At 55.8% G+C, this 21,078-nt stretch carries 23 protein-coding genes; 9 read left to right on the top strand and 14 right to left on the bottom strand.

Translation table 11 applies throughout. The features are described 5' to 3' along the window. The first annotated feature begins 85 nt into the window (after positions 1-85). Both D5066_RS05055 and D5066_RS05050 read left to right on the top strand, forming a co-directional pair. Complete coding sequence (locus D5066_RS05055; protein WP_119915253.1) at positions 86-451, top strand: VOC family protein; 366 nt, start codon at positions 86-88, stop codon at positions 449-451. A gap of 14 nt (positions 452-465) precedes the next feature. Continuing rightward, a complete protein-coding gene (locus D5066_RS05050; protein ID WP_119915252.1) occupies positions 466-1,146 on the top strand; it encodes a helix-turn-helix transcriptional regulator in 681 nt (226 codons plus the stop codon). Between the two features lie 120 nt (positions 1,147-1,266). Here D5066_RS05050 and D5066_RS05045 read toward each other — a convergent pair whose 3' ends face one another. Beyond that, positions 1,267-2,145: a nucleoside-specific channel-forming protein Tsx gene (locus D5066_RS05045; RefSeq protein ID WP_080328174.1), complete on the bottom strand. Its 879-nt coding sequence runs from the start codon at positions 2,143-2,145 to the stop codon at positions 1,267-1,269. A gap of 270 nt (positions 2,146-2,415) precedes the next feature. Further along, entirely contained in the window at positions 2,416-2,955 is a 540-nt protein-coding gene (locus tag D5066_RS05040; RefSeq protein ID WP_119915251.1) for a SadB/YajI family lipoprotein, read from the bottom strand. Positions 2,956-3,107: 152 nt separating this feature from the next. Here D5066_RS05040 and nrdR point away from each other — a divergent pair, with 152 nt between their 5' ends. From nrdR to thiL, 5 genes are all read left to right on the top strand, one after another. Next, positions 3,108-3,557: a transcriptional regulator NrdR gene (nrdR, locus tag D5066_RS05035; RefSeq protein ID WP_008503337.1), complete on the top strand. Its 450-nt coding sequence runs from the start codon at positions 3,108-3,110 to the stop codon at positions 3,555-3,557. A gap of 4 nt (positions 3,558-3,561) precedes the next feature. Next, entirely contained in the window at positions 3,562-4,665 is a 1,104-nt protein-coding gene (gene ribD / locus D5066_RS05030) for a bifunctional diaminohydroxyphosphoribosylaminopyrimidine deaminase/5-amino-6-(5-phosphoribosylamino)uracil reductase RibD (protein ID WP_119915250.1), read from the top strand. Between the two features lie 87 nt (positions 4,666-4,752). Then, positions 4,753-5,223, top strand: coding sequence for a 6,7-dimethyl-8-ribityllumazine synthase (ribH, locus tag D5066_RS05025; protein ID WP_006176874.1), 471 nt, complete (start codon positions 4,753-4,755; stop codon positions 5,221-5,223). A gap of 21 nt (positions 5,224-5,244) precedes the next feature. Beyond that, entirely contained in the window at positions 5,245-5,664 is a 420-nt protein-coding gene (nusB, locus tag D5066_RS05020; RefSeq protein ID WP_006809908.1) for a transcription antitermination factor NusB, read from the top strand. Between the two features lie 77 nt (positions 5,665-5,741). Next, positions 5,742-6,713 (top strand): thiamine-phosphate kinase, encoded by a 972-nt coding sequence (gene thiL / locus D5066_RS05015; RefSeq protein WP_119915249.1) that lies wholly within the window; start codon positions 5,742-5,744, stop codon positions 6,711-6,713. Between the two features lie 57 nt (positions 6,714-6,770). On the opposite strand, the gene D5066_RS05010 is transcribed toward thiL, so the two are convergent. The 4 genes from D5066_RS05010 to xseB form a co-directional block, all read right to left on the bottom strand. Then, positions 6,771-7,745, bottom strand: coding sequence for an aldo/keto reductase (locus tag D5066_RS05010; RefSeq protein ID WP_119915248.1), 975 nt, complete (start codon positions 7,743-7,745; stop codon positions 6,771-6,773). A 63-nt stretch (positions 7,746-7,808) separates the two neighbouring features. Continuing rightward, a complete protein-coding gene (gene dxs, locus D5066_RS05005; protein ID WP_119915247.1) occupies positions 7,809-9,671 on the bottom strand; it encodes a 1-deoxy-D-xylulose-5-phosphate synthase in 1,863 nt (620 codons plus the stop codon). A gap of 24 nt (positions 9,672-9,695) precedes the next feature. Further along, the gene (gene ispA / locus D5066_RS05000; protein WP_008503332.1) at positions 9,696-10,595 is read right to left on the bottom strand and encodes a (2E,6E)-farnesyl diphosphate synthase; all 900 of its coding nucleotides are present in this window, start codon (positions 10,593-10,595) and stop codon (positions 9,696-9,698) included. Continuing rightward, positions 10,596-10,838: an exodeoxyribonuclease VII small subunit gene (xseB, locus tag D5066_RS04995; protein WP_008503331.1), complete on the bottom strand. Its 243-nt coding sequence runs from the start codon at positions 10,836-10,838 to the stop codon at positions 10,596-10,598. Between the two features lie 191 nt (positions 10,839-11,029). Here xseB and thiI point away from each other — a divergent pair, with 191 nt between their 5' ends. Continuing rightward, the gene (gene thiI / locus D5066_RS04990; protein ID WP_080328069.1) at positions 11,030-12,478 is read left to right on the top strand and encodes a tRNA uracil 4-sulfurtransferase ThiI; all 1,449 of its coding nucleotides are present in this window, start codon (positions 11,030-11,032) and stop codon (positions 12,476-12,478) included. Positions 12,479-12,545: 67 nt separating this feature from the next. On the opposite strand, the gene yajL is transcribed toward thiI, so the two are convergent. Both yajL and panE read right to left on the bottom strand, forming a co-directional pair. Further along, the gene (gene yajL, locus D5066_RS04985; protein ID WP_119915246.1) at positions 12,546-13,136 is read right to left on the bottom strand and encodes a protein deglycase YajL; all 591 of its coding nucleotides are present in this window, start codon (positions 13,134-13,136) and stop codon (positions 12,546-12,548) included. Further along, positions 13,099-14,010, bottom strand: coding sequence for a 2-dehydropantoate 2-reductase (gene panE / locus D5066_RS04980; RefSeq protein WP_119915245.1), 912 nt, complete (start codon positions 14,008-14,010; stop codon positions 13,099-13,101). The genes yajL and panE overlap by 38 nt, the downstream gene beginning before the upstream one ends. Before the next feature lie 121 nt (positions 14,011-14,131). On the opposite strand from panE, the gene D5066_RS04975 reads away from it, so the two are divergent. Continuing rightward, positions 14,132-14,623: a YajQ family cyclic di-GMP-binding protein gene (locus D5066_RS04975; protein WP_023293165.1), complete on the top strand. Its 492-nt coding sequence runs from the start codon at positions 14,132-14,134 to the stop codon at positions 14,621-14,623. 32 nt (positions 14,624-14,655) lie between these two features. Here the strand turns inward: D5066_RS04975 and D5066_RS04970 are convergent, their stop codons facing one another. The 6 genes from D5066_RS04970 to cyoA form a co-directional block, all read right to left on the bottom strand. Beyond that, on the bottom strand, positions 14,656-16,017 hold the full coding sequence (locus tag D5066_RS04970) for an MFS transporter (protein WP_119915244.1): 1,362 nt from the start codon (positions 16,015-16,017) through the stop codon (positions 14,656-14,658). A gap of 148 nt (positions 16,018-16,165) precedes the next feature. After that, a complete protein-coding gene (gene cyoE / locus D5066_RS04965; RefSeq protein ID WP_119915243.1) occupies positions 16,166-17,053 on the bottom strand; it encodes a heme o synthase in 888 nt (295 codons plus the stop codon). A gap of 11 nt (positions 17,054-17,064) precedes the next feature. After that, positions 17,065-17,391: a cytochrome o ubiquinol oxidase subunit IV gene (locus D5066_RS04960; protein ID WP_006176899.1), complete on the bottom strand. Its 327-nt coding sequence runs from the start codon at positions 17,389-17,391 to the stop codon at positions 17,065-17,067. Next, complete coding sequence (locus D5066_RS04955; protein WP_003859057.1) at positions 17,391-18,005, bottom strand: cytochrome o ubiquinol oxidase subunit III; 615 nt, start codon at positions 18,003-18,005, stop codon at positions 17,391-17,393. The genes D5066_RS04960 and D5066_RS04955 overlap by 1 nt, the downstream gene beginning before the upstream one ends. Beyond that, positions 17,995-19,986 carry a cytochrome o ubiquinol oxidase subunit I gene (gene cyoB / locus D5066_RS04950; RefSeq protein ID WP_116341615.1) on the bottom strand — a complete coding sequence of 664 codons (1,992 nt, stop codon included), beginning with the start codon at positions 19,984-19,986 and terminating at the stop codon, positions 17,995-17,997. Before cyoB ends, D5066_RS04955 begins: the two co-directional genes overlap by 11 nt. 16 nt (positions 19,987-20,002) lie before the next feature. After that, positions 20,003-20,950: a cytochrome o ubiquinol oxidase subunit II gene (gene cyoA, locus D5066_RS04945; RefSeq protein WP_080328065.1), complete on the bottom strand. Its 948-nt coding sequence runs from the start codon at positions 20,948-20,950 to the stop codon at positions 20,003-20,005. Positions 20,951-21,078 lie beyond the last annotated feature (128 nt).

Raw genomic sequence — 21,078 nt, 5'->3', positions numbered from 1 at the left:
GCTCCTGACAAACACTCCTGACAGTATGCTGTCAGGAGCCCTGTCGTAGACTCCTTCTGAACCCAAACAACAGGCAGGAGGATGTATGAAAAGCGTAATTAACTGGTTTGAAATTCCGGTCTCGGATATGGATCGCGCCATCAAATTTTATGAGCCGGTCATGCAGCTCGCGCTGCGTCGCGAGAAAATGGACGTGGCTGAACTGGCGGTTTTCCCGCATGAGGACCCGGCCACCGGCGGGGCGCTGGCAAAATTTGATGGCGTTACGCCATCTTTGCAGGGCGCTATTATTTATCTGCATACTGACAATCTGGCGGCCACGCTGGATCGCATTGCCTCTGCGGGCGGCGAGTGCGTGTTTGGCCCGCTGGAACTGCCGCATGGTATCGGCACTATTGCATTGTTTACCGATAGCGAGGGTAATCGCGTCGGCCTCCATCAACCTGCCTGAGAGCGGATTACGATATGACCCGACGCGCTGACCGTTTGTTTCAGATTGTGCAGATCCTGCGGGGCAGGCGTCTGACAACGGCAGCGCATCTGGCGGAGCGGCTTGGCGTGTCTGAGCGCACGGTCTACCGCGATATCCGCGACCTGTCGCTTTCCGGCGTGCCGGTGGAAGGCGAGGCGGGAAGCGGATATCGGCTGATGTCGGGTTTTGACCTGCCGCCGCTGATGCTGACAAATAAGGAGTCCGAAGCGCTGATGGTCGCGATTCGCCTGCTTAAAACCTGGGGCGGGGAATCGCTGTCGCGCGAGCTGGAGTCGGCCCAGGAGAAGGTGCTGGCCATTCTGCCCGAGGAGAGTCGTCGAAAGGCGGAGCAAACGCGAATTTATGCGCCAGATATTGCTCTACAGCCCCATTCACGCAGCGGTTTTGATGTGATTCATCAGGCGATTTCCGCCCAGCGCGTACTGGCGCTACATTATCGTGATGAGGCAGGGCAGCTTTCTAAACGTGAGGTTCAGCCGCTGGGGCTGTTCTTCTGGGGGGAGCGCTGGCTGCTGGCGGCGTGGTGCGAACGGCGCGATGACTACCGCTGTTTCCGGCTCGACCGGTGTCTCAAAATTGTGATGACGGAGAGGCGGTTCAGCGAGAGTGCGGACAGATCTCTGGCAGATTTTTTGCGCAAGGTGAAGCAGTAAAAAGCCGGGTGGCGAGGTAAAAGCAAAACGGCAATGTCTATTGCCGTTTTTAGTGTTTTTTCCCTCTCCCCGTGGGAGAGGGTCAGGGTGAGGGCATCAGCCCGCACGGTCCCGCACTGATTAGAAGTTATAACCTACGACCAGGTAACCACCCCAACCGGTAGAACGGACGTTTTCTTTCATCCAGTTCAGGTCGGCGTCGTCGTTCCACTGGCCACCGTTGTGCCAGTAACGCGCAACAACAGAGTAGTGCCAGTGATCGTAGTTCAGCGCCAGGATGTGGCTGGAGGCGATAGAGTCGTTGGTACGCTGTTTGATGCCGTTCTCTGCGTAACCGCTCTTATCGCCCAGATCTGAACCCCAGTCGAAGTTGGTGAAGCCGATATAGCTCAGGTTGCCGCCCCACAGTTGGGTAATTGGCACAAAGTATTTCACTTTGAAACGGTAGCCATCCCACTCATTCTGGTTTTCAGCACCGTAGTTCTGCCACTGATATTTCGCGTATACGTTCAGGGACAGGCTCATTGGCAGGCCGGTGTCGATGTCGGTACCCAGACCCATATACCAGGTGCTCTGACGACCGGACTCGTTGCGCCCCATGTCGTAGATATAGTTGTTTGCGAAGTACCACTCTTTAAACGGACCAAACGCCAGGCTGGTGCCCGTCAGCTTATCAATAGAGAAACGTGGTTCGATTTCCATAAACAGCGGAGAACCGTGGTTCCAGATACCTTTTGCATCGGTGTTACCGCCGAAAAAGACCGGAGCATCCATATAGCCGTAGAAATCAAACCAGTCTTTTTTGGCGAACGCTTCATATTCCAGGTAGGTATCGTTGCGGATCTGCGGTCCGAAACGGGTGTGGTAGCTACCAACCACGTTAACGCTCTGGTGCCACCAGTCGGAGAGGTATTGTGGTTTGTCGTTTTCCGCTGCGTTAACAGTGAAAGAGGAGGACAGTGCCAGCACGGCGCCAGCTGCGAGTAATGTTTTTTTCATAATCATGCCACTGATTGAAATTCCCTTCCGGGAGTGAAAAATGCGCGAATTGCGTTTCTAAATATTTCGTGTTTCTGCGGTGCCTATTATAGGAATCCCTGCTCACAAAAATATGTGTTGTTTCACATATCTCTCACACGCGTAATCGATTGCGTTCACGTTTGCGTACTTTAAACGGCCGGGATTGTAGCGGCAATCATTTATGTTGCCAATCCATACGAAATGTAAATGTTAGCGGAGTGACATTTCACTCCGCCCAAAAGGAAGGAATTACTGCGCGGCGGGTTGGATATCGTGAATGCGGATAAAGCCTAACTGCTCAGGCGTAAGGCCTCTTAGCTGAAGCGGAATATCCACATCGCTGGGTGCCAGAACGCTGGCCGGGGCGGTAAAAAGCTGGTTCTTCACGTTCACTTCCTGGTAGCTCTCCGTGGTGCCCTGGATCTGGCCCCACTCAACGGTGCCGCTAAAGGCGGGCAGCGGATCGTTTGATTCGCCATGAATACGCAATGTTGCGCGCGTACCATCCGCATTCGCCGCCACGTTCACCAGCGACATTTTCAGCGTGCCAATCTGGCTGTTAAGCAGGGCGGGTGTATTTGCCCCCGGCAGCAGATATACCCCGCTGGTGGATTTCGCGTTCAGCGCGTTTTGCTGGGTGATCTTGACCGTTTCTTTGTTCAGTTTGTCCATTGCCGTATTGAGCGTGTTCACACTCTGTTTCATCTGGCGGACTTCGGTTTGCTGTGCGCAGGCACTGAGGGTGAAGAGGCTCCCCACCAGTAAAATTTTCAGGTAACGTCTTGTCATAGCGTTTATTTCCTTGAAATAACGGATCCATATAATGGTAGCCAGCAACGTACCGCCAGACATAGATCCTTTGTCTCAAAAAGCTCTTCCTTTGTTGTCGGGCCAGATCAGGGTAAAATGAAAATCAGTTAACCGGATAACAGGGATACCGTATGCATTGCCCATTCTGCTCCGCTGTGGATACCAAAGTCATCGACTCTCGTCTTGTGGGCGAAGGGTCTTCTGTACGCCGTCGTCGGCAGTGTCTGGTGTGCAACGAGCGTTTCACGACCTTTGAGGTTGCAGAGCTGGTAATGCCGCGCGTGGTGAAAAGCAACGACGTGCGCGAGCCGTTCAACGAAGAAAAGCTGCGCAGCGGGATGCTAAAAGCCCTCGAAAAACGCCCCGTCAGCGCAGACGATGTCGAAATGGCGTTAAACCACATTAAATCGTATCTCCGTGGCCTGGGTGAGCGCGAGGTGCCGAGCAAAATGATCGGCAACCTGGTGATGGAGCAGCTGAAAAAGCTCGATAAAGTTGCCTACATCCGCTTTGCCTCGGTCTACCGCAGCTTTGAAGACATTAAAGAGTTTGGCGAAGAGATCGCCCGCTTACAGGATTAAGCTCATGCACGATGAGATGTACATGTCGCGAGCCATGAAGCTGGCGCAGCGCGGTCGTTTTACTACCCATCCCAACCCGAACGTCGGGTGCGTTATCGTGAAAGATGGCGAAATCGTGGGGGAAGGTTATCACCATCGCGCGGGTGAGCCGCATGCAGAAGTGCATGCGTTGCGCATGGCGGGCGAGAAGGCGCGCGGCGCCACGGCCTACGTGACGCTCGAGCCCTGCAGCCATCACGGGCGCACGCCGCCGTGCTGTGAAGCGCTGATCGCGGCGGGCGTGGCTCGCGTGGTGGCAGCGATGCAGGATCCGAATCCACAGGTCGCCGGGCGTGGATTGTATCGCCTGCAGCAGGAAGGGATCGACGTCAGCCATGGGCTGATGATGCAGGATGCGGAAGCTCTGAATAAAGGCTTCCTGAAGCGCATGCGCACCGGTTTTCCGTATATTCAGCTCAAGCTGGGCGCTTCGCTGGACGGCCGTACGGCGATGGCAAACGGTGAAAGCCAGTGGATCACCTCGCCGCAGGCAAGGCGCGATGTGCAACGCCTGCGCGCGCAAAGCCATGCTATCCTCACCAGCAGTGAAACGGTTCTCGCTGACGATCCGGCCATGATCGTGCGCTGGGACGAACTGAATGCCGATACCCAGGCGCTTTATCCGCAGGAGAACCTGCGCCAGCCGCTGCGTATTATTATTGATAGCCAGAACCGCGTGACGCCGCAGCACCGTATCGTGCAGCAGCCGGGGGAAACCTGGATTGCGCGCACCAAAGAAGATACGCGCGAGTGGCCGGAAGGCGTGCGCAGCATTATGGTGCCGGAGCATAACGGGCATCTGGATCTCGTGGTGCTGATGATGCTGCTCGGTAAGCAGCAGGTGAACAGCATCTGGGTCGAAGCCGGTCCGACGCTTGCCGGGGCGCTGCTCCAGGCGGGGCTGGTGGATGAACTGCTCGTCTACGTTGCGCCTAAACTGTTAGGTCAGGACGCGCGCGGCCTGTTTGTGCTGCCCGGCCTTGAAAAACTGGCCGACGCACCGCAACTCACATTCAGCGAGATTCGTCCGGTGGGTCCGGATGTTTGCCTCCATTTAACGACAGCGTAATTGCTCCCGAAATAGGGAAGCAGTGCGCAAAGTATTATGATAAAATCCGCCCCCCTGCGGGGCCAAATGAACCCGTAAAGGAAGAGTATGAACATTATTGAAGCTGCTGTAGCTACCCCGGACGCTCGCGTCGCCATCACCATTGCGCGTTTCAACAACTTCATCAACGACAGCCTGCTGGAAGGTGCGATTGACGCCCTGAAACGTATCGGCCAGGTTAAAGATGACAACATTACCGTTGTTTGGGTTCCAGGCGCTTACGAACTGCCACTGGCGGCGGGTGCGCTGGCGAAAACCGGTAAATACGACGCGGTGATTGCGCTGGGTACTGTTATTCGTGGCGGCACTGCGCACTTCGAATACGTTGCGGGCGGTGCAAGCAACGGTCTGGCACACGTTGCGCAGGATGCTGAAATTCCTGTCGCGTTCGGCGTGCTGACCACCGAAAGTATTGAACAAGCCATCGAACGTGCTGGCACCAAAGCCGGTAACAAAGGTGCAGAAGCTGCACTGACCGCGCTTGAAATGATCAATGTATTGAAAGCCATTAAGGCCTGATTTTTTTGTAAGGGGAATTCCGTGAAACCTGCTGCTCGTCGCCGCGCCCGTGAATGTGCCGTTCAGGCACTTTACTCCTGGCAGTTGTCCCAGAACGACATCGCTGATGTTGAATACCAGTTCCTGTCAGAACAGGACGTGAAAGACGTTGACGTTCTGTACTTCCGTGAACTGCTGTCGGGAGTGGCGACTAATAGCGCGTATCTCGATGGTCTGATGAAGCCATACCTGTCTCGTCTGCTCGAAGAGCTGGGCCAGGTGGAAAAAGCAGTGTTGCGTATCGCGCTGTTTGAGCTGTCTAAACGTGATGATGTGCCGTACAAAGTGGCCATCAACGAAGCGATCGAACTGGCGAAAACCTTCGGCGCTGAAGACAGCCACAAGTTTGTAAACGGCGTACTTGATAAAGCAGCACCTGCGATCCGTCCCCACAAAAAGTGATCCGCAAACCGGAGTTCTGCATTGCCTGACGGGCAGTGCGGCTCCGGTTTTTTCTTTTATTTGCTGAGGCATAACGTATGGCATGCGGCGAATTCTCCCTGATTGCCCGTTATTTCGACCGTGTCAGAACCTCTCGTCTTGATGTTGAAACTGGCATTGGCGATGACTGCGCACTTCTCAACATTCCCGAAAAACAGACGCTGGCAATCAGCACCGACACCTTAGTGTGCGGACGTCATTTCTTACCGGATATCGATCCTGCGGATCTGGCGTATAAAGCGCTGGCGGTGAATGTCAGCGATCTGGCCGCAATGGGCGCTGATCCTGCCTGGCTGACGCTGGCACTGACGCTGCCAGAGGTGGATGAAGCCTGGCTGGAAGCGTTTAGCGACGCGCTGTTTGAACAGCTGAATTACTACGATATGCAGCTGATTGGCGGTGATACGACCGCCGGGCCGCTGTCGATGACGCTGGCGATCCACGGCTACGTGCCGTTTGGCCGGGCGCTCAAGCGCTCGGGCGCAAAACCTGGCGACTGGATCTACGTGACCGGCACGCCGGGTGACAGCGCGGCAGGGCTGGCCATTCTTCAGAATCGTTTAACGGTTGAAGATGCCGATGATGCGGCGTATCTGGTGAAGCGTCACCTGCGCCCGACGCCGCGTATTCTGCACGGCCAGGCGCTGCGTGAACGGGCAAGCTCGGCTATCGATCTCTCTGACGGTCTCATCTCGGACCTCGGCCATATCCTGAAGGCCAGCGGGGTGGGGGCGCGCGTTGACCTGGACCTGTTCCCGCTGTCTGAGCAACTGCTTCGCCATGTAGAGCCTGAGCAGGCGCTGCGCTGGACGTTATCCGGCGGCGAGGATTACGAACTGTGCTTCACCGTTCCTGAGCTCAACCGTGGAACGCTGGACGTGGCGTTAGCGCATCTCGGCGCGAAATTTACCTGCATCGGTCAGATCATGCCCGAGAGCGAAGGGCTGAAGTTTGTGAAAGACGGTGCGCCCGTTACGCTGGACTGGAAAGGGTACGATCACTTCGCGTGATGTTGTGCCTTTGTATTGCCGGGTGGCGGCTACGCCTTACCCGGCCTGCGGATTCGATTACTTAAACCCCACGACTGGATGCGGCTGATACGGCGTCTCCAGCTCGGCAATCTGCTCCGGCGTCAGCGTGATATCCACCGCATTCAGCAGCTCATCCAGCTGTTCTTCCCGCGACGTGCCAATAATCGGTGCCGCAACCCCGCGCTTGCTCAGCAGCCATGCCAGCGCCACCTGTGCGCGGGTGGCTCCGGTATCGTCGGCGATCCCGGCTAAGCGTTCGGCAATTAGCGCATCGCTGGCCTCTGTTCCGGAATAAAGATTTTTTCCCACTTCATCCGATACCAGACGAGCCGTAGTTTCTCCCCACGGACGGGTTAAGCGTCCGCGCGCCAGCGGGCTCCACGGGATCACCGCCACGCCTTCCTGGTAGCAGAGCGGCAGCATCTCACGTTCTTCTTCCCGGTAAATCAGGTTGTAGTGATCCTGCATGGTGACAAAGCGCGCCCAGCCGTGCTGCGCCTGGAGATCGAGCGCCTGAGCAAATTGCGACGCATGCATAGATGACGCGCCGATATAGCGCGCTTTACCCGCTTTCACGACATCGTTCAGCGCTTCAAGCGTCTCTTCAATCGGCGTGTTGTAATCCCAGCGGTGAATTTGCAGCAGGTCGACGTAATCCATGTTCAGGCGTCTGAGGCTGTCATCAATGGAGCGCAGGATCTGCGCGCGAGAAAGGCCTTCAGTCAGATCGCCTGACGGGTAGTAAACCTTGGTGGCGACGACGATGTCCTCACGACGGGCAAAATCGCGCAGGGCGCGGCCAACAATCTCCTCGCTGCTGCCGTCGGAGTAGCTATTGGCGGTGTCGAAGAAATTAATGCCGCCTTCAATGGCGCGTTTGATAATCGGACGACTGCTCTCTTCCGGCAGCGTCCAGGCGTGGTTTCCCCGATCGGGTTCGCCAAAGGTCATGCATCCCAGACAAAGCCGGGAAACCTTGAGGTCGGTTTTTCCTAAAGTTGTGTATTGCACTGTCCGCTCCTGCTGTTTAAACACCAGGTTTAAGCATAGCAGGAGCGGAAAAGGGGGAAGGGGTTATGCCAGCCAGGTGCGGATTTTGGCTTCTATGCCAGTTGCGTCCAGGCCAATAGCCGCACGGGCTTCATCCTGCGTACCCTGAGGAATGAAATGATCCGGCAGGCCGAGATTGAGCACCGGAACGGCCTTACGGTTTGCCATCAGCACCTCGTTCACGCCGCTGCCCGCGCCGCCCATAATGGCGTTTTCTTCCAGCGTGACCAGCACGTCGTGGCTTTCCGCCATGCTCAGAATCAGGGATTCATCCAGCGGCTTCACAAAGCGCATATCCACCAGGGTGGCATTCAGCGTTTCAGCCACTTTCGCGGCCTCTGGCATCAGCGTGCCGAAGTTCAGGATCGCCACTTTTTCACCGCGACGCTTCACCAGACCTTTACCGATCGGCAGTTTTTCCAGCGGCTGCAGCTCGACGCCCACCGCATTGCCGCGCGGGTAGCGAACGGCGCTTGGGCCATCCTGATAGTGGTAGCCGGTGAACAGCATCTGACGGCATTCGTTCTCGTCACTTGGCGTCATAACAACCATATCCGGAATACAGCGCAGGAACGACAGGTCAAACGCGCCCTGGTGCGTCTGGCCGTCGGCACCGACGATGCCCGCGCGGTCGATGGCAAACAGTACCGGCAGCTTCTGAATCGCCACGTCGTGGATCACCTGATCGTAGGCGCGCTGCAGGAAAGTGGAGTAAATCGCCACAACCGGTTTATAGCCGCCAATCGCCAGGCCCGCTGCAAACGTCACCGCATGCTGCTCGGCAATCGCCACGTCGAAATACTGGTCAGGGTATTTTCTGGAGAACTCCACCATGCCGGAGCCTTCGCGCATAGCCGGGGTAATCGCCATCAGCTTGTTGTCTTTCGCAGCGGTTTCGCACAGCCAGTCGCCGAAGATTTTAGAATAGCTCGGCATACCGCCGCTGCTTTTCGGCAGGCAGCCGCTGGACGGGTCGAATTTCGGCACCGCGTGGAAGGTGATCGGATCTTTTTCCGCCGGTTCGTAACCACGACCCTTTTTGGTCATAATATGCAGGAACTGCGGGCCTTTCAGGTCGCGCATGTTCTTGAGCGTGGTCACCAGCCCCAGCACGTCGTGGCCGTCAACCGGGCCGATGTAGTTAAAGCCCAGCTCCTCAAACAGCGTGCCGGGCACGACCATGCCTTTGATGTGTTCTTCGGTGCGCTTGAGCAGCTCTTTAATCGGCGGTACGCCGGAGAAGACTTTCTTGCCGCCTTCGCGTAGCGACGAGTAGAGCTTGCCGGAAAGCAGCTGCGCCAGATGGTTGTTCAGCGCGCCGACGTTCTCGGAGATCGACATTTCGTTATCGTTAAGGATAACCAGCATGTCCGGCTTGATATCGCCCGCGTGGTTCATGGCCTCGAAGGCCATCCCGGCGGTGATCGCGCCGTCGCCAATCACGCAGACGGTGCGGCGCTGCTTGTTCTCTTTTTCGGCGGCAACGGCAATACCGATGCCGGCGGAAATGGAGGTGGAAGAGTGGCCGACGCTGAGCACGTCAAACTCGCTCTCACCGCGCCACGGAAACGGATGCAGGCCGCCTTTCTGACGAATAGTGCCAATTTTATCGCGACGTCCGGTCAGAATTTTGTGCGGATAGGCCTGGTGGCCCACGTCCCAGATAAGCTGATCGAACGGCGTGTTATAGACGTAGTGCAGCGCCACGGTCAGCTCTACCGTGCCAAGCCCGGAGGCGAAATGGCCGCTGGAGCGGCTTACGCTGTCGAGCAGGTAGCGACGCAGCTCGTCGCACAGCTTCGGCAGGCTCTCTTTCGGCAGCAGACGTAACTCCTGGGTGGAGTCAACTAACGCCAGTGTCGGGTATTTGGCAATATCAAAACTCATCAAAGGCTCATCGAGATATATAGTTTATTTATCACGCTGGATTATATAGTCCGCTAGCGCTTCCAGTGCCGAGGTATCCAGCGATTGCGCGGCCAGTTCATTTAGCGACTGGCGGGCATCGTCTATCAGATCCCGGGCTTTACGTTGGGCTTGCTCAAGACCCAGCAGGGCGGGGTAGGTACTTTTGCCAAGCTGCTGGTCGGCACCCTGACGTTTACCCAATGTTGCAGTATCGCCCACCACATCCAGAATGTCATCCTGAACCTGGAATGCCAAACCGATACTTTCTGCGTATCTGTCCAGAATCGGCAGGGCTTTGCGCCCTTGCTCACCCGCGCTCAGCGCGCCCAGGCGAACGGCGGAACGAATAAGTGCGCCCGTTTTATGGCGATGAATACGCTCCAGCTGTTCCAGATTAACCTGACGTCCTTCCGCTTCAAGATCCAGCGCCTGTCCGCCGCACATGCCAGCCACGCCGCTGGCCATCGCCAGTTCGGAGATCATCGCCAGGCGGTCACGGTCAGCCACTTCCGCCATCGGCGCGTCGCTCAGAATCGAGAACGCCAGCGTCTGCAGGGCATCCCCCGCCAGAATGGCATTCGCCTCGCCAAACTTAATGTGGCAGGTTGGCTGACCCCGGCGCAGATCGTCATCGTCCATGGCCGGGAGATCGTCGTGGATCAGCGAATAAGCGTGGATGCACTCCACAGCGGCTGCCGGGGCGTCCAGCGTGTTATCGCTGATACCAAACATATTGCCGGTGGCGTACACCAGGAACGGGCGCAGGCGCTTTCCACCCAAGAGTGCGCCATAGTGCATGGCTTCAACCAGTGGAGTGTTCTGAAAAGGCTGTGGCGCAATAAATCGGCGCAGGGCGTCGTTGGCACGCACGACGCGCGCCTGAAGCTCGTTGGCAAAATCCATTTACTCGGCGTCCGGTGTGAAAGGCGTGGTTTTCGCGTCTTCGCTGTCGGAAAGCAGGATCTGCACGCGCTGCTCGGCCTGCTGCAGTTTGACCTGCCCCTGTCGCGCCAGCTGCACGCCACGTTCGAATTCGTTGAGCGCCTCTTCCAGCGGGAGATCGCCGCTTTCAAGACGGGTAACGATTTGCTCCAGTTCACTCAGCGCAGTTTCAAAACTGGCCGGTGCGTCGTTCTTCTTCGGCATAGTGAATTGACTCTTATATTCTCAGCCCTGATATGGTAACGGACTCGGGCGGATAAGCAAATAACGCGCAATGTGCACAGGAGCGGCGCGATGGTGGTATACTTGCGCGCCTGGATGCAGCCACGGGTGTGGGCTGCTGTACTCTTTTCCATTACAAGCCTTAATACGCTTGCCTAAGAAACATTGCCGCCATGAAGTTTATCATTAAATTGTTCCCTGAAATCACCATCAAAAGCCAATCTGTGCGTTTGCGCTTTATTAAAATTCTCACCGGGAACATTCGTAACGTATTAAAGCACTACGACGAAACCCTCGCCGTAGTGCGCCACTGGGATCATGTGGAGGTGCGCGCCAAAGACGAAAACAAACGTCAGGATATTCGCGATGCGCTGACCCGTATTCCTGGGATCCACCATATCCTGGAAGTGGAAGATGTTCCGTTCAGCGATATGCATGACATCTTCGAAAAAGCGCTGGTCCAGTACCGCGACCAGATCGAAGGCAAAACCTTCTGCGTGCGTGTGAAGCGTCGCGGTAAGCACGAATTCAGCTCTATTGAAGTGGAACGTTACGTCGGCGGCGGTTTGAACCAGCACGTTGAAACGGCGCGCGTACGTCTGACTAACCCGGACGTGACCGTGAACCTGGAGATCGAAAACGATCGCCTGCTGCTGGTAAAAGGGCGCTACGAAGGTATCGGCGGTTTCCCGATCGGCACCCAGGAAGACGTATTGTCCCTGATCTCCGGCGGGTTCGACTCCGGCGTTTCCAGCTATATGCTGATGCGTCGCGGCTGCCGCGTGCACTACTGCTTCTTCAACCTGGGCGGCGCGGCGCACGAAATCGGCGTTCGTCAGGTGGCGCATTACCTGTGGAACCGCTTCGGCAGCTCCCACCGCGTGCGTTTTGTGGCGATTAACTTCGAACCCGTGGTCGGCGAAATCCTCGAAAAAGTGGACGACGGCCAGATGGGCGTGATCCTGAAACGTATGATGGTGCGCGCGGCGTCCAAAGTCGCCGAGCGTTACGGCGTGCAGGCGCTGGTCACCGGCGAAGCGCTGGGCCAGGTCTCCAGCCAGACGCTGACCAACCTGCGTCTGATCGACAATGTGTCTGATACGCTGATCCTGCGTCCGCTGATCTCCCATGATAAAGAGCACATCATCGACCTGGCGCGCGAAATCGGCACCGAAGATTTTGCCCGTACCATGCCGGAATACTGCGGCGTGATCTCAAAAAGCCCAACGGTGAAAGCGGTGAAGGCGAAGATCGAAGCGGAAGAAGAGAACTTCGATTTCAGCATCCTGGAAAAAGTGGTGGCGGAAGCGTCCAACATTGACATCCGCGAGATTGCTCAGCAGACCGAGCAGGAAGTCGTTGAAGTTGAAACCGTAAGCGGTTTCGGCGCTAACGACGCGATTCTGGATATCCGCTCCATTGACGAGCAGGATGATAAGCCGCTGAAGGTTGAAGGCGTCGACGTGGTTTCTCTGCCGTTCTACAAGCTGAGCACGAAGTTTGGCGACCTCGATCAGAGCAAAACCTACCTGCTGTGGTGTGAGCGCGGGGTGATGAGCCGCCTGCAGGCGCTGTATCTGCGCGAGCAGGGCTTTGCGAATGTGAAGGTGTATCGTCCGTAGTGTATTGCCGGGGAGTGCGGCCTGTTGCCCTCACCCCGGCCCTCTCCCTGTGGGAGAGGGAGAACACCTATTCGTAATAATTATAAATCCCCGCCGGCATCACCAGCGATGACGCCACTTCGTACGCCTTCTCGCGCCCGACCAGCAGGTCAATAATTTTTAAGCCAAAATCAATTGCGGTGCCCGGTCCCTGGCTGGTCAGCAGGTTAACGCGCGGATCCCAGACGACGCGTTTATCCACCCAATGATCTTCCGGGATCGTGTCCTTCAGCCCCGGGAAACCGGTCATATTGCCGATGGGGAAGATGTCGTGCGGAATCAGAACCGTTCCGGCGGCAGCGCAGATGGTTGCGACGATACGCCCCGACAGATGAAACTGACGCACGGTCTCGACCAGCAGCGGGCTGTCGCGAAAACATTCCGCCCCTTTCAGGCCACCGGGCAGGACGATAATGTCGTAATCGCCGTCAGCCACCTGAACAAGCGGTGCGTCCGCCAGGATTTTCACCCCACGCGAACAGGTGACCGCGAGATTGCCGTCGCTGGCAACGCTGGCGGTGATCACCGTGATACCGCCCCGCACCATTAAGTCGATAGTAGTGACGGCTTCCATCTCTTCGCTACCAGGGGCGAGGCATACCAGTGCTGACGCGCTCATACTCATTCTCCTTACGTTTAACCTGATCGTACAGGCGGGCGTTTTCAGGGACCGCGATACCGTGCGCACGGGCGCGCTTTAGCAGATAGCCGGTGATGTAGTCGATTTCGGTGTGGCGTAACGCACGAACGTCCTGCAGCATCGAAGAGATATTTTCTGCCGTGCTATCAATCACCTGCTCGACATAATAGCGTAAATCATCCGCCGAGGTGTGCAAGCCTTCGCGCTCCACCACCGAAGCCACTTCTCCACACAGCGTCGCTATCTCCTGCGGATGGTTTTTTAGCTCGCCGTTCGGGCAGTCCCACAGCGCCGTCAGCGGGTTGATCACGCAGTTTACCGCCAGCTTGCGCCATAGCTGAGGGCGAATGTTGTTGTGCCAGGCCACGTCCGGCAACACCTTTTGCAGGACATCGGCCAGATAGCTGTAATCGCCGTCCTGCTCGCGGGCCGGACCGATATGCGTCACGCCGCTGGCGACATGCACGATGATATTGCCGTCGCGACGTGCAGCGTGCGTGGTGGTCGCCATCAGCATGGGCTGTGGAACGCTTTGCAACTCGTCAAGTGTCCCCATGCCGTTATGCAGCAGCAGAATGGGGGACGTGGGGGGGAGCTGCGCGGCCAATGTCTTTACCGCATCCGAGACCTGCCACGCCTTGAGCGTCACCAGCAGCAGGTCGCTTTGCGCGAGGAAATCAGGATCGTTCGCGGTGAGAGATTCGTTAAAAATGCTTCCGTCTTCACCTATCAGATTAACGCTGCAATAGGGCTGGGGCACGCGCAGCCAGCCCTGAACCTCATGTCCGTGCTTGCACAGTGCGGTCAGCCACAGCTGGCCAAGCGCTCCGCATCCGAGCACCGTAATTTTCATTGTTCCTCCTCACCTGCAACTGCGCCAGGTGTTACAGCTTAATTATACAGCTAAGCTTCTGTTGAGTTATGCCTCGTAGCGGGTATTATGCAACGCAACAAAAGTGAAGGGAGAAGAAAAGATGCCATCTTTCGATATTGTTTCCGAAGTTGATATCCAGGAAGTTCGCAACGGCGTTGAGAACGCAACCCGCGAAGTTGAGTCACGTTTCGATTTTCGTGGCGTTGAGGCGTCGTTTGAGCTGAACGACGCAAATAAGACCATTAAAGTGCTGAGCGAGTCAGATTTCCAGGTGAATCAGCTGCTCGACATTCTGCGTGCCAAGCTGTTAAAACGCGGCATTGAAGGAACGTCTCTCGATGTACCGGACGAGTTTGTGCACAGCGGTAAAAACTGGTTTGTGGAAGCGAAGCTGAAGCAGGGCATTGAGAGCGCGGTGCAGAAGAAGATCGTTAAGCTCATCAAAGACAGCAAGCTGAAGGTGCAGGCGCAGATCCAGGGCGAAGAAATTCGCGTGACCGGCAAATCTCGTGATGACCTCCAGTCGGTGATGGCGCTGGTGCGCGGCGGGGATCTGGGACAGCCGTTCCAGTTCAAAAACTTCCGCGATTAAGACAGAAAAGCCCGGTTCAACCGGGCTTTTTTTCAGGCTTTGAGCGCCTGCTCGACCTCAAAGCGGTTCGTCACTTTGCTGTCTATTTTGACATAAGCGCTGCGCTCTTCCGGGACAATGAGCACCTCTGTCACGCCCTCTCTTGCTTCCAGACGCTGCTTCAGCGCATCGCTGATTTCTACATCATCCGGGATTTCTACCCGCAGGCTGCTTACGTAGCGCGGCTCTTTCATGGTGCTGGCGACCATCAGCCAGATTGTTGCCAGCAGCGCGCCTGCAAGAAACACGGTTTGTGAATCAAACAGACCGTCGACCCAGCCGCCGAGCGACCCGCCGATCGCCACGCCGAGGAACTGGCTGGTGGAGTAAATGCCCATCGCCGTGCCTTTGTAACCGGCCGGAGACTCTTTGCTGATAAGCGAAGGCAGCAGCGCTTCCATCAGGTTAAACGCCAGGAAGAACAGCTGTACGCCTGCCACCAGCTCCCAGAAGTGCGGGCCGGAGCCCCAGAGCACGATCTCGGCAATCAGCAACAGCGCCACGCAGCCAATGAAGACGCGCTTCATTTTGCGCTTCACTTCGGCATAGATGATGAACGGCACCACGGAGACAAACGAAATCAGCATCGTTACCAGATAGATTTTCCAGTGCTCAGCCGCCGGGAAACCCGCCGCGGCAAGCTGGCCGGGCAGGGCGACAAAGGTCGACATCAGCAGAATGTGCAGACACATGATGCCGAAGTTCAGCTTCAGCAGGCGCGGTTCAACCAGCACTTTGCTGAAGCAGCCCTTCACCATGCCGGATTCACGGTTCAGAACGTGATTTTTGCTGTCCGGCACAACCCAAAGCGTTAGCGCGATCCCGATGGTCGCCAGCACGGCAATCATCCAGAACAGGGCGTGCAGGCCGAGCGTGTGGGTAATAATCGGGCCCAGCACCATCGCAATGGCGAAGGTGACGCCAAAACTGACGCCGATAAAGGCCATCGCCTTCGTACGGTTCTGCTCGCGGGTGAGGTCTGACAGCAGCGCCATGACGGCAGCGGCAATCGCGCCGGAACCCTGTAAGGCGCGGCCAAGAATAATGCCCCAGATAGAGTGGGAGAGGGCGGCAATGACGCTGCCAAGAACAAAAATAAGCAGACCGCCGACAATCAGCGGTTTTCGGCCAACGCGATCCGAGAGCAGGCCAAACGGGATCTGGAAGACCGCCTGCGCCAGACCGTAGATGCCGATCGCGAGCCCAATCAGCGCCTCGCTGGCTCCCTGCAACGCCATGCCGTACGTGGTCAGAACAGGCAGGACCATAAACATGCCAAGCATCCGTAGCGAGAAGACAGTCCCTAAGCCCCAGGTCGCGCGGAGCTCGCCTGGCGTCATTTTATAATCGTTCATTACCACCTCAGTTCAAAAGCAGGCCATAGTGTAGTGCGGGGAAGGGGCGGGGTAAATAAAGGCTTATTTAACAAATATTACATGCGTTATTAATAGATTTAGTGAATAAAAAAGGGTGCCGAAGCACCCTTTTTAGACCTGATTTGGCTTACCAGACGTAAGTCAGCAGGTTATGTGAATCCGGCACCATGAAGTCCACGGACATCATCACGGACAGCGAAGTGATGGCAACGATAGAGAACACAAACAGCTTGCGCGCCCAGACTTTGTCATCTTCCACTTTGTATCCGCGCAGCGCCATACCGAGCCACCAGACGCTCACCGCAGCGGCAACCGCCAGATATTTGTATCCAGCGTAGCCACCCAGAGAGAGCATCAGCGTTGCCACGGCAAAGGCGATGATGTAGAGAGTGATGTGGTTCTTGGCAACCGAAATGCCCTTCACGACCGGCAGAACCGGGATGTTCGCTGCCTGATAATCCTTAAAGCGGAAAATCGCGATGGCATAGGAGTGCGGCATCTGCCACAGGCTAAAGATAGCCAGCAGGATCAGCGCGCCGCTGTCGAACTCGTTCGTGACCGCGCAGTAGCCAATCACCGGCGGCGCAGCGCCGGAGAGAGAACCAATCAGCGTGCCGTAGACGGAGTGACGTTTCATATACAGGCTGTAGATGCCCACATACACCACGAACCCCATCACCCCCAGCCAGCAGGCCAGCGGGTTAGCACCAAACCACAGCAGCATAAAGCCAGCAATACCCAGCAAGGTGGCGTACACCAGCGAGACGGAAGGGGCGATCAGGCCTTTAACCAGCACCCGATTTTTGGTCCTTTCCATCTTCTTGTCGATATCCATGTCGATGTAGTTGTTAAATACACAACCGGACGCAACAACCAGTGACACACCGACCAGCGTAGAGATAAAGAGGGCGTAATCAATGCTGCCCTTAGAGGCCAGCAGGAACCCTCCAATCACGGAGATCAGGTTGCCAAAGATGATGCCTGGTTTCGTTACTTGCAGGTATTGCTTAAACATACTCGCCGCTCTTAGTGAACCATCATGTTGTAGTTGAGGTTCCACATAATCCAGATGGAACCGACTACCAGGATAGCGATGATAATCACGGTAAAGATAAAGGCCGTCATGTTCCAGCCTTCATCGGACTTGGTGTTCATGTGCAGGAAGCAAACCAGATGCACCAGAATCTGAATCACCGCGGTCACCAGGATTGCTCCCAGGATAACCGGCTTGGACGCAGAACCGCTCATCACCATCCAGAACGGGATCACCGTCAGGATGATCGACAGGATGAAACCTGTCATGTAGGTTTTTACGCTGCCGTGGGAAGCGCCATGATCGTTAGAATGACTCATTACATCGCCCCCATCAGATAGACAACAGAGAACACGCAGATCCACACCACGTCCAGGAAGTGCCAGAACAGGCTCAGGCACATGATACGGGTACGGTTAGTGCTGGTCAGGCCGCGACGGGAGATCTGGAACATCAGAACTGCCATCCAGATCAGACCTGAAGTCACGTGCAGACCGTGGGTACCCACCAGCGCGAAGAACGCGGACAGGAAGCCACTGCGATCCGGGCCGAAGCCCTCCATGATCAGGTGATGGAATTCATAGATTTCCATCCCGATAAAGCCAGCACCAAACAGCCAGGTCAACGCCAGCCAGGAGACAACCTGGCTCTTGTTGTTTTTGTACATGGCGATAGCCGCCATGCCGTAGGTGATGGAGCTGAATAACAGCAGTGCGGTTTCAACCAGAACGAACGGCAGTTCAAAAATGTCCTTGCCGGTTGGGCCGCCCGCTGTGCCGTTCACCAGAACGGCATAGGTCGCGAACAGACAGCAGAACAGAATGCAGTCGCTCATCAGGTAGATCCAGAAACCGAAGACTTTGGTCGGTCCCGTATCGTGGTGCGCATGCTCATGCGCGTGGGCAGTTGAGTGCGCCAGAGTATCAGTTGCCATTTTTCAGCCCCGCTTTAGAAATCTCGTCGAAATGCTGATTTTCCAGCTTTTCAACTTCACGGACTGGTACGTAGTAGTCCACGTCCTCGTCAAAGCTCTTCACAATCCAGCTGATTACGATGCCAGCGAAGCCAACAATCGCCATCCACCAGATGTGCCAGATCATTGCGAAACCAAATACCGTTGCGAAAGCGGCAATCACGATGCCCGCCGCGCTGTTTTTCGGCATATGGATCTCTTCGTAATGCTCAGGTTGCTTGTACGCTTCACCTTTTTCTTTCATTTCCCAGAATGCATCACGCTCGTGAATGTGCGGCACTACGGCAAAGTTATAGAACGGCGGTGGAGAAGAGGTCGCCCACTCCAGCGTACGGCCACCCCATGGGTCACCGGTCAGGTCGCGGTTCAGGTTACGGTCACGGATAGACACGTAGTACTGAATCAGCTGGCACAGAATACCGCAGGCAATCAGCGCTGCACCGCCCGCTGCAACCATCAGCATTGGGTGGAACTGCGGATCGATCTGCTGGCTCAGACGACGGGTCATACCCATGAAGCCCAGCACGTACAGCGGCATAAACGCCACGAAGAAGCCGATGATCCAGAACCAGAACGCGCGTTTACCCCATTTTTCGTTCAGCGTGAAGCCGAACGCTTTTGGCCACCAGTAGGTCACACCAGCGAAGCAGCCGAAGACCACGCCACCGATGATAACGTTATGGAAGTGCGCAATCAGGAACAGACTGTTGTGCAGAACGAAGTCAGCACCTGGTACCGCCAGCAGTACGCCGGTCATCCCACCTACGGAGAAGGTTACGATGAAGCCGATGGTCCACAGCATTGCTGAGTGGAACACGATACGGCCCTGGTACATGGTGAACAGCCAGTTGAAGATCTTCACCCCGGTAGGGATGGCGATAATCATGGTGGTGATACCGAAGAAGGCGTTTACGTTCGCGCCCGCACCCATGGTGAAGAAGTGGTGCAGCCAAACGATGAACGACAGAACGGTAATACACACGGTTGCCCACACCAGAGAGGTGTAACCAAACAGACGCTTACGCGAGAAGGTTGCCGCGATTTCGGAGAACACACCGAAGACAGGCAGAACCAGAATGTACACTTCCGGGTGACCCCAGGCCCAAATCAGGTTGATGTACATCATCATGTTGCCACCCATATCATTCGTGAAGAAATGGGTGCCCAGGTAGCGGTCCAGGGTCAGCAGCGCGATGGTGACGGTCAGAATTGGGAACGACGCGATAATCAGTACGTTGGCGCACAGAGATGCCCAGGTAAATACCGGCATCTTGAACATCGTCATACCAGGTGCACGCATCTTCAGGATGGTCACGAAGAAGTTGATACCGGTCAGGGTAGTACCGACACCGGAGAGCTGAAGCGCCCAAATCCAGTAGTCAACGCCTACACCCGGACTGTACTCAATTCCTGACAGCGGCGGGTACGCCAGCCAGCCGGTCTGTGCGAATTCGCCCACGCCCAGTGACAGGTTAACCAGGATAACGCCGACAACCGTGAACCAGAAGCTCAGGTTGTTCAGGAACGGGAACGCGACGTCGCGCGCGCCAATTTGCAGCGGAACGACAACGTTCATCAGACCGATTACCAGCGGCATCGCCACGAAGAAGATCATGATAACGCCGTGGGCGGTAAAGATCTGATCGTAGTGGTGCGGTGGCAGGAAGCCGGCTTCGCCCGCAGACGCAAGTGCCTGCTGGCTACGCATCATGATCGCATCCGCAAAGCCACGAATTAACATGACGATACCGACGATGCAGTACATGATACCGAGTTTTTTGTGGTCAACCGAAGTCAGCCACTCATTCCACAGGTAGCTCCACTTACCGAAGTAAGTGATAAGGCCAACTAAGGCCGCGCCACCAATGATAATTGCAGCCACCGTAACCATAATAATCGGTTCATGGTAGGGCACTGCATCCAGTGTCAATTTTCCGAACATTTTCTTCCTCGGCCCCTTAGTGAGCGGTTTCCGCGTGGCTCATGTCCATGCCTTCCATACCTTCATGCGCGCTGTGCTCGCCTTCAGGCTGGGTCATGTCCATGCTCATACCGTGGTCCATAAATTTGCCAATAACGTCTTTGAACAAATCTGGTTTCACGTTAGAGAAGTACTCCACCTTGTTGTATTCGCTAGGTGCAGCCACTTTTTCGAACGCCGCCATGTCAGACATGGTGTTTGGAGACTGCTTCGCTTTCTCAACCCACTGGTCGAAAGCGGCACGGTCCGGCGTCGCGATAGCTTTGAACTTCATACCTGAGAAGCCCGGGCCGCTATAGCTGGCGGAGATACCATCGTAGGTGCCTGCTTCATTCGCGATCAGATGCAGGTTGGTCTGCATACCGGCCATCGCGTAAATCTGGCTACCCAGACGTGGGATGAAGAAGGAGTTCATTACGGAGTTGGAGGTCACTTTGAACTGAACCGGAGTGTTCGCCGGGAAGGCGATTTCATTCACGGTAGCAATGCCCTGCTCTGGGTAGATGAAGAACCATTTCCAGTCCATGGAGACCACTTCAATGGTAATCGGTTTTTCATCGTGAACCAGCGGCTTGCTTGGCTCAAGTGCGTGAGTGGTTTTCCAGGTCAGTACGGCAAGGAACAGGATGATCAGAATAGGTACCGTCCAGACCACAGCTTCCACTTTATTGGAGTGTGACCAGTTAGGGCTATACTTCGCATCTTTATTGCTCGCACGATACTTCCAGGCGAAACCAACAGCCATCAAAATGGCAGGAATAACCACAATCAACATCAGGCCAAAAGCCGTCAATATCAGTGAACGTTGTTCCAGTCCAATCTGTCCTTTGGGGTCTAGTAGTGCAGAATCACAGCCACTGAGTAATACAGTGCCTGCGAATAATGACAACCATCCCAAACTTTTATTGTATTTCCTGAGTCTCATTTAACGACCTCAATTCCACGGGAGTCTGGTGGCGTTTAAAGTGTGCGGGCATTTTACGGGAAGGTTACATTACTGTAAACATCATTAGGCCTGTGTCAGGAAGGTGTTACCGGGTTCTGCCGCACGTG

The organism is Enterobacter chuandaensis, assembly GCF_003594915.1.
In the GTDB taxonomy this organism is placed as follows: domain Bacteria; phylum Pseudomonadota; class Gammaproteobacteria; order Enterobacterales; family Enterobacteriaceae; genus Enterobacter; species Enterobacter chuandaensis.
This window is presented reverse-complemented; position numbering and strand designations above follow the sequence as displayed.

What these genes read in the sequence shown, in the direction of transcription:
- D5066_RS05040 (WP_119915251.1), bottom strand. Translation starts at nt 2,955, where the DNA reads ATGACAAGACGTTACCTGAAAATTTTACTGGTGGGGAGCCTCTTCACC.
- D5066_RS04970 (WP_119915244.1), bottom strand. Translation starts at nt 16,017, where the DNA reads ATGAACGATTATAAAATGACGCCAGGCGAGCTCCGCGCGACCTGGGGC.
- D5066_RS04960 (WP_006176899.1), bottom strand. Translation starts at nt 17,391, where the DNA reads ATGAGTCATTCTAACGATCATGGCGCTTCCCACGGCAGCGTAAAAACC.
- panE (WP_119915245.1), bottom strand. Translation starts at nt 14,010, where the DNA reads ATGAAAATTACGGTGCTCGGATGCGGAGCGCTTGGCCAGCTGTGGCTG.
- thiI (WP_080328069.1), top strand. Translation starts at nt 11,030, where the DNA reads ATGAAGTTTATCATTAAATTGTTCCCTGAAATCACCATCAAAAGCCAA.
- ribD (WP_119915250.1), top strand. Translation starts at nt 3,562, where the DNA reads ATGCACGATGAGATGTACATGTCGCGAGCCATGAAGCTGGCGCAGCGC.
- yajL (WP_119915246.1), bottom strand. Translation starts at nt 13,136, where the DNA reads ATGAGCGCGTCAGCACTGGTATGCCTCGCCCCTGGTAGCGAAGAGATG.
- cyoE (WP_119915243.1), bottom strand. Translation starts at nt 17,053, where the DNA reads ATGTTTAAGCAATACCTGCAAGTAACGAAACCAGGCATCATCTTTGGC.
- D5066_RS05050 (WP_119915252.1), top strand. Translation starts at nt 466, where the DNA reads ATGACCCGACGCGCTGACCGTTTGTTTCAGATTGTGCAGATCCTGCGG.
- D5066_RS05055 (WP_119915253.1), top strand. Translation starts at nt 86, where the DNA reads ATGAAAAGCGTAATTAACTGGTTTGAAATTCCGGTCTCGGATATGGAT.
- cyoB (WP_116341615.1), bottom strand. Translation starts at nt 19,986, where the DNA reads ATGTTCGGAAAATTGACACTGGATGCAGTGCCCTACCATGAACCGATT.
- nrdR (WP_008503337.1), top strand. Translation starts at nt 3,108, where the DNA reads ATGCATTGCCCATTCTGCTCCGCTGTGGATACCAAAGTCATCGACTCT.
- thiL (WP_119915249.1), top strand. Translation starts at nt 5,742, where the DNA reads ATGGCATGCGGCGAATTCTCCCTGATTGCCCGTTATTTCGACCGTGTC.
- D5066_RS05045 (WP_080328174.1), bottom strand. Translation starts at nt 2,145, where the DNA reads ATGAAAAAAACATTACTCGCAGCTGGCGCCGTGCTGGCACTGTCCTCC.
- D5066_RS04955 (WP_003859057.1), bottom strand. Translation starts at nt 18,005, where the DNA reads ATGGCAACTGATACTCTGGCGCACTCAACTGCCCACGCGCATGAGCAT.
- ispA (WP_008503332.1), bottom strand. Translation starts at nt 10,595, where the DNA reads ATGGATTTTGCCAACGAGCTTCAGGCGCGCGTCGTGCGTGCCAACGAC.
- xseB (WP_008503331.1), bottom strand. Translation starts at nt 10,838, where the DNA reads ATGCCGAAGAAGAACGACGCACCGGCCAGTTTTGAAACTGCGCTGAGT.
- dxs (WP_119915247.1), bottom strand. Translation starts at nt 9,671, where the DNA reads ATGAGTTTTGATATTGCCAAATACCCGACACTGGCGTTAGTTGACTCC.
- ribH (WP_006176874.1), top strand. Translation starts at nt 4,753, where the DNA reads ATGAACATTATTGAAGCTGCTGTAGCTACCCCGGACGCTCGCGTCGCC.
- cyoA (WP_080328065.1), bottom strand. Translation starts at nt 20,950, where the DNA reads ATGAGACTCAGGAAATACAATAAAAGTTTGGGATGGTTGTCATTATTC.
- D5066_RS04975 (WP_023293165.1), top strand. Translation starts at nt 14,132, where the DNA reads ATGCCATCTTTCGATATTGTTTCCGAAGTTGATATCCAGGAAGTTCGC.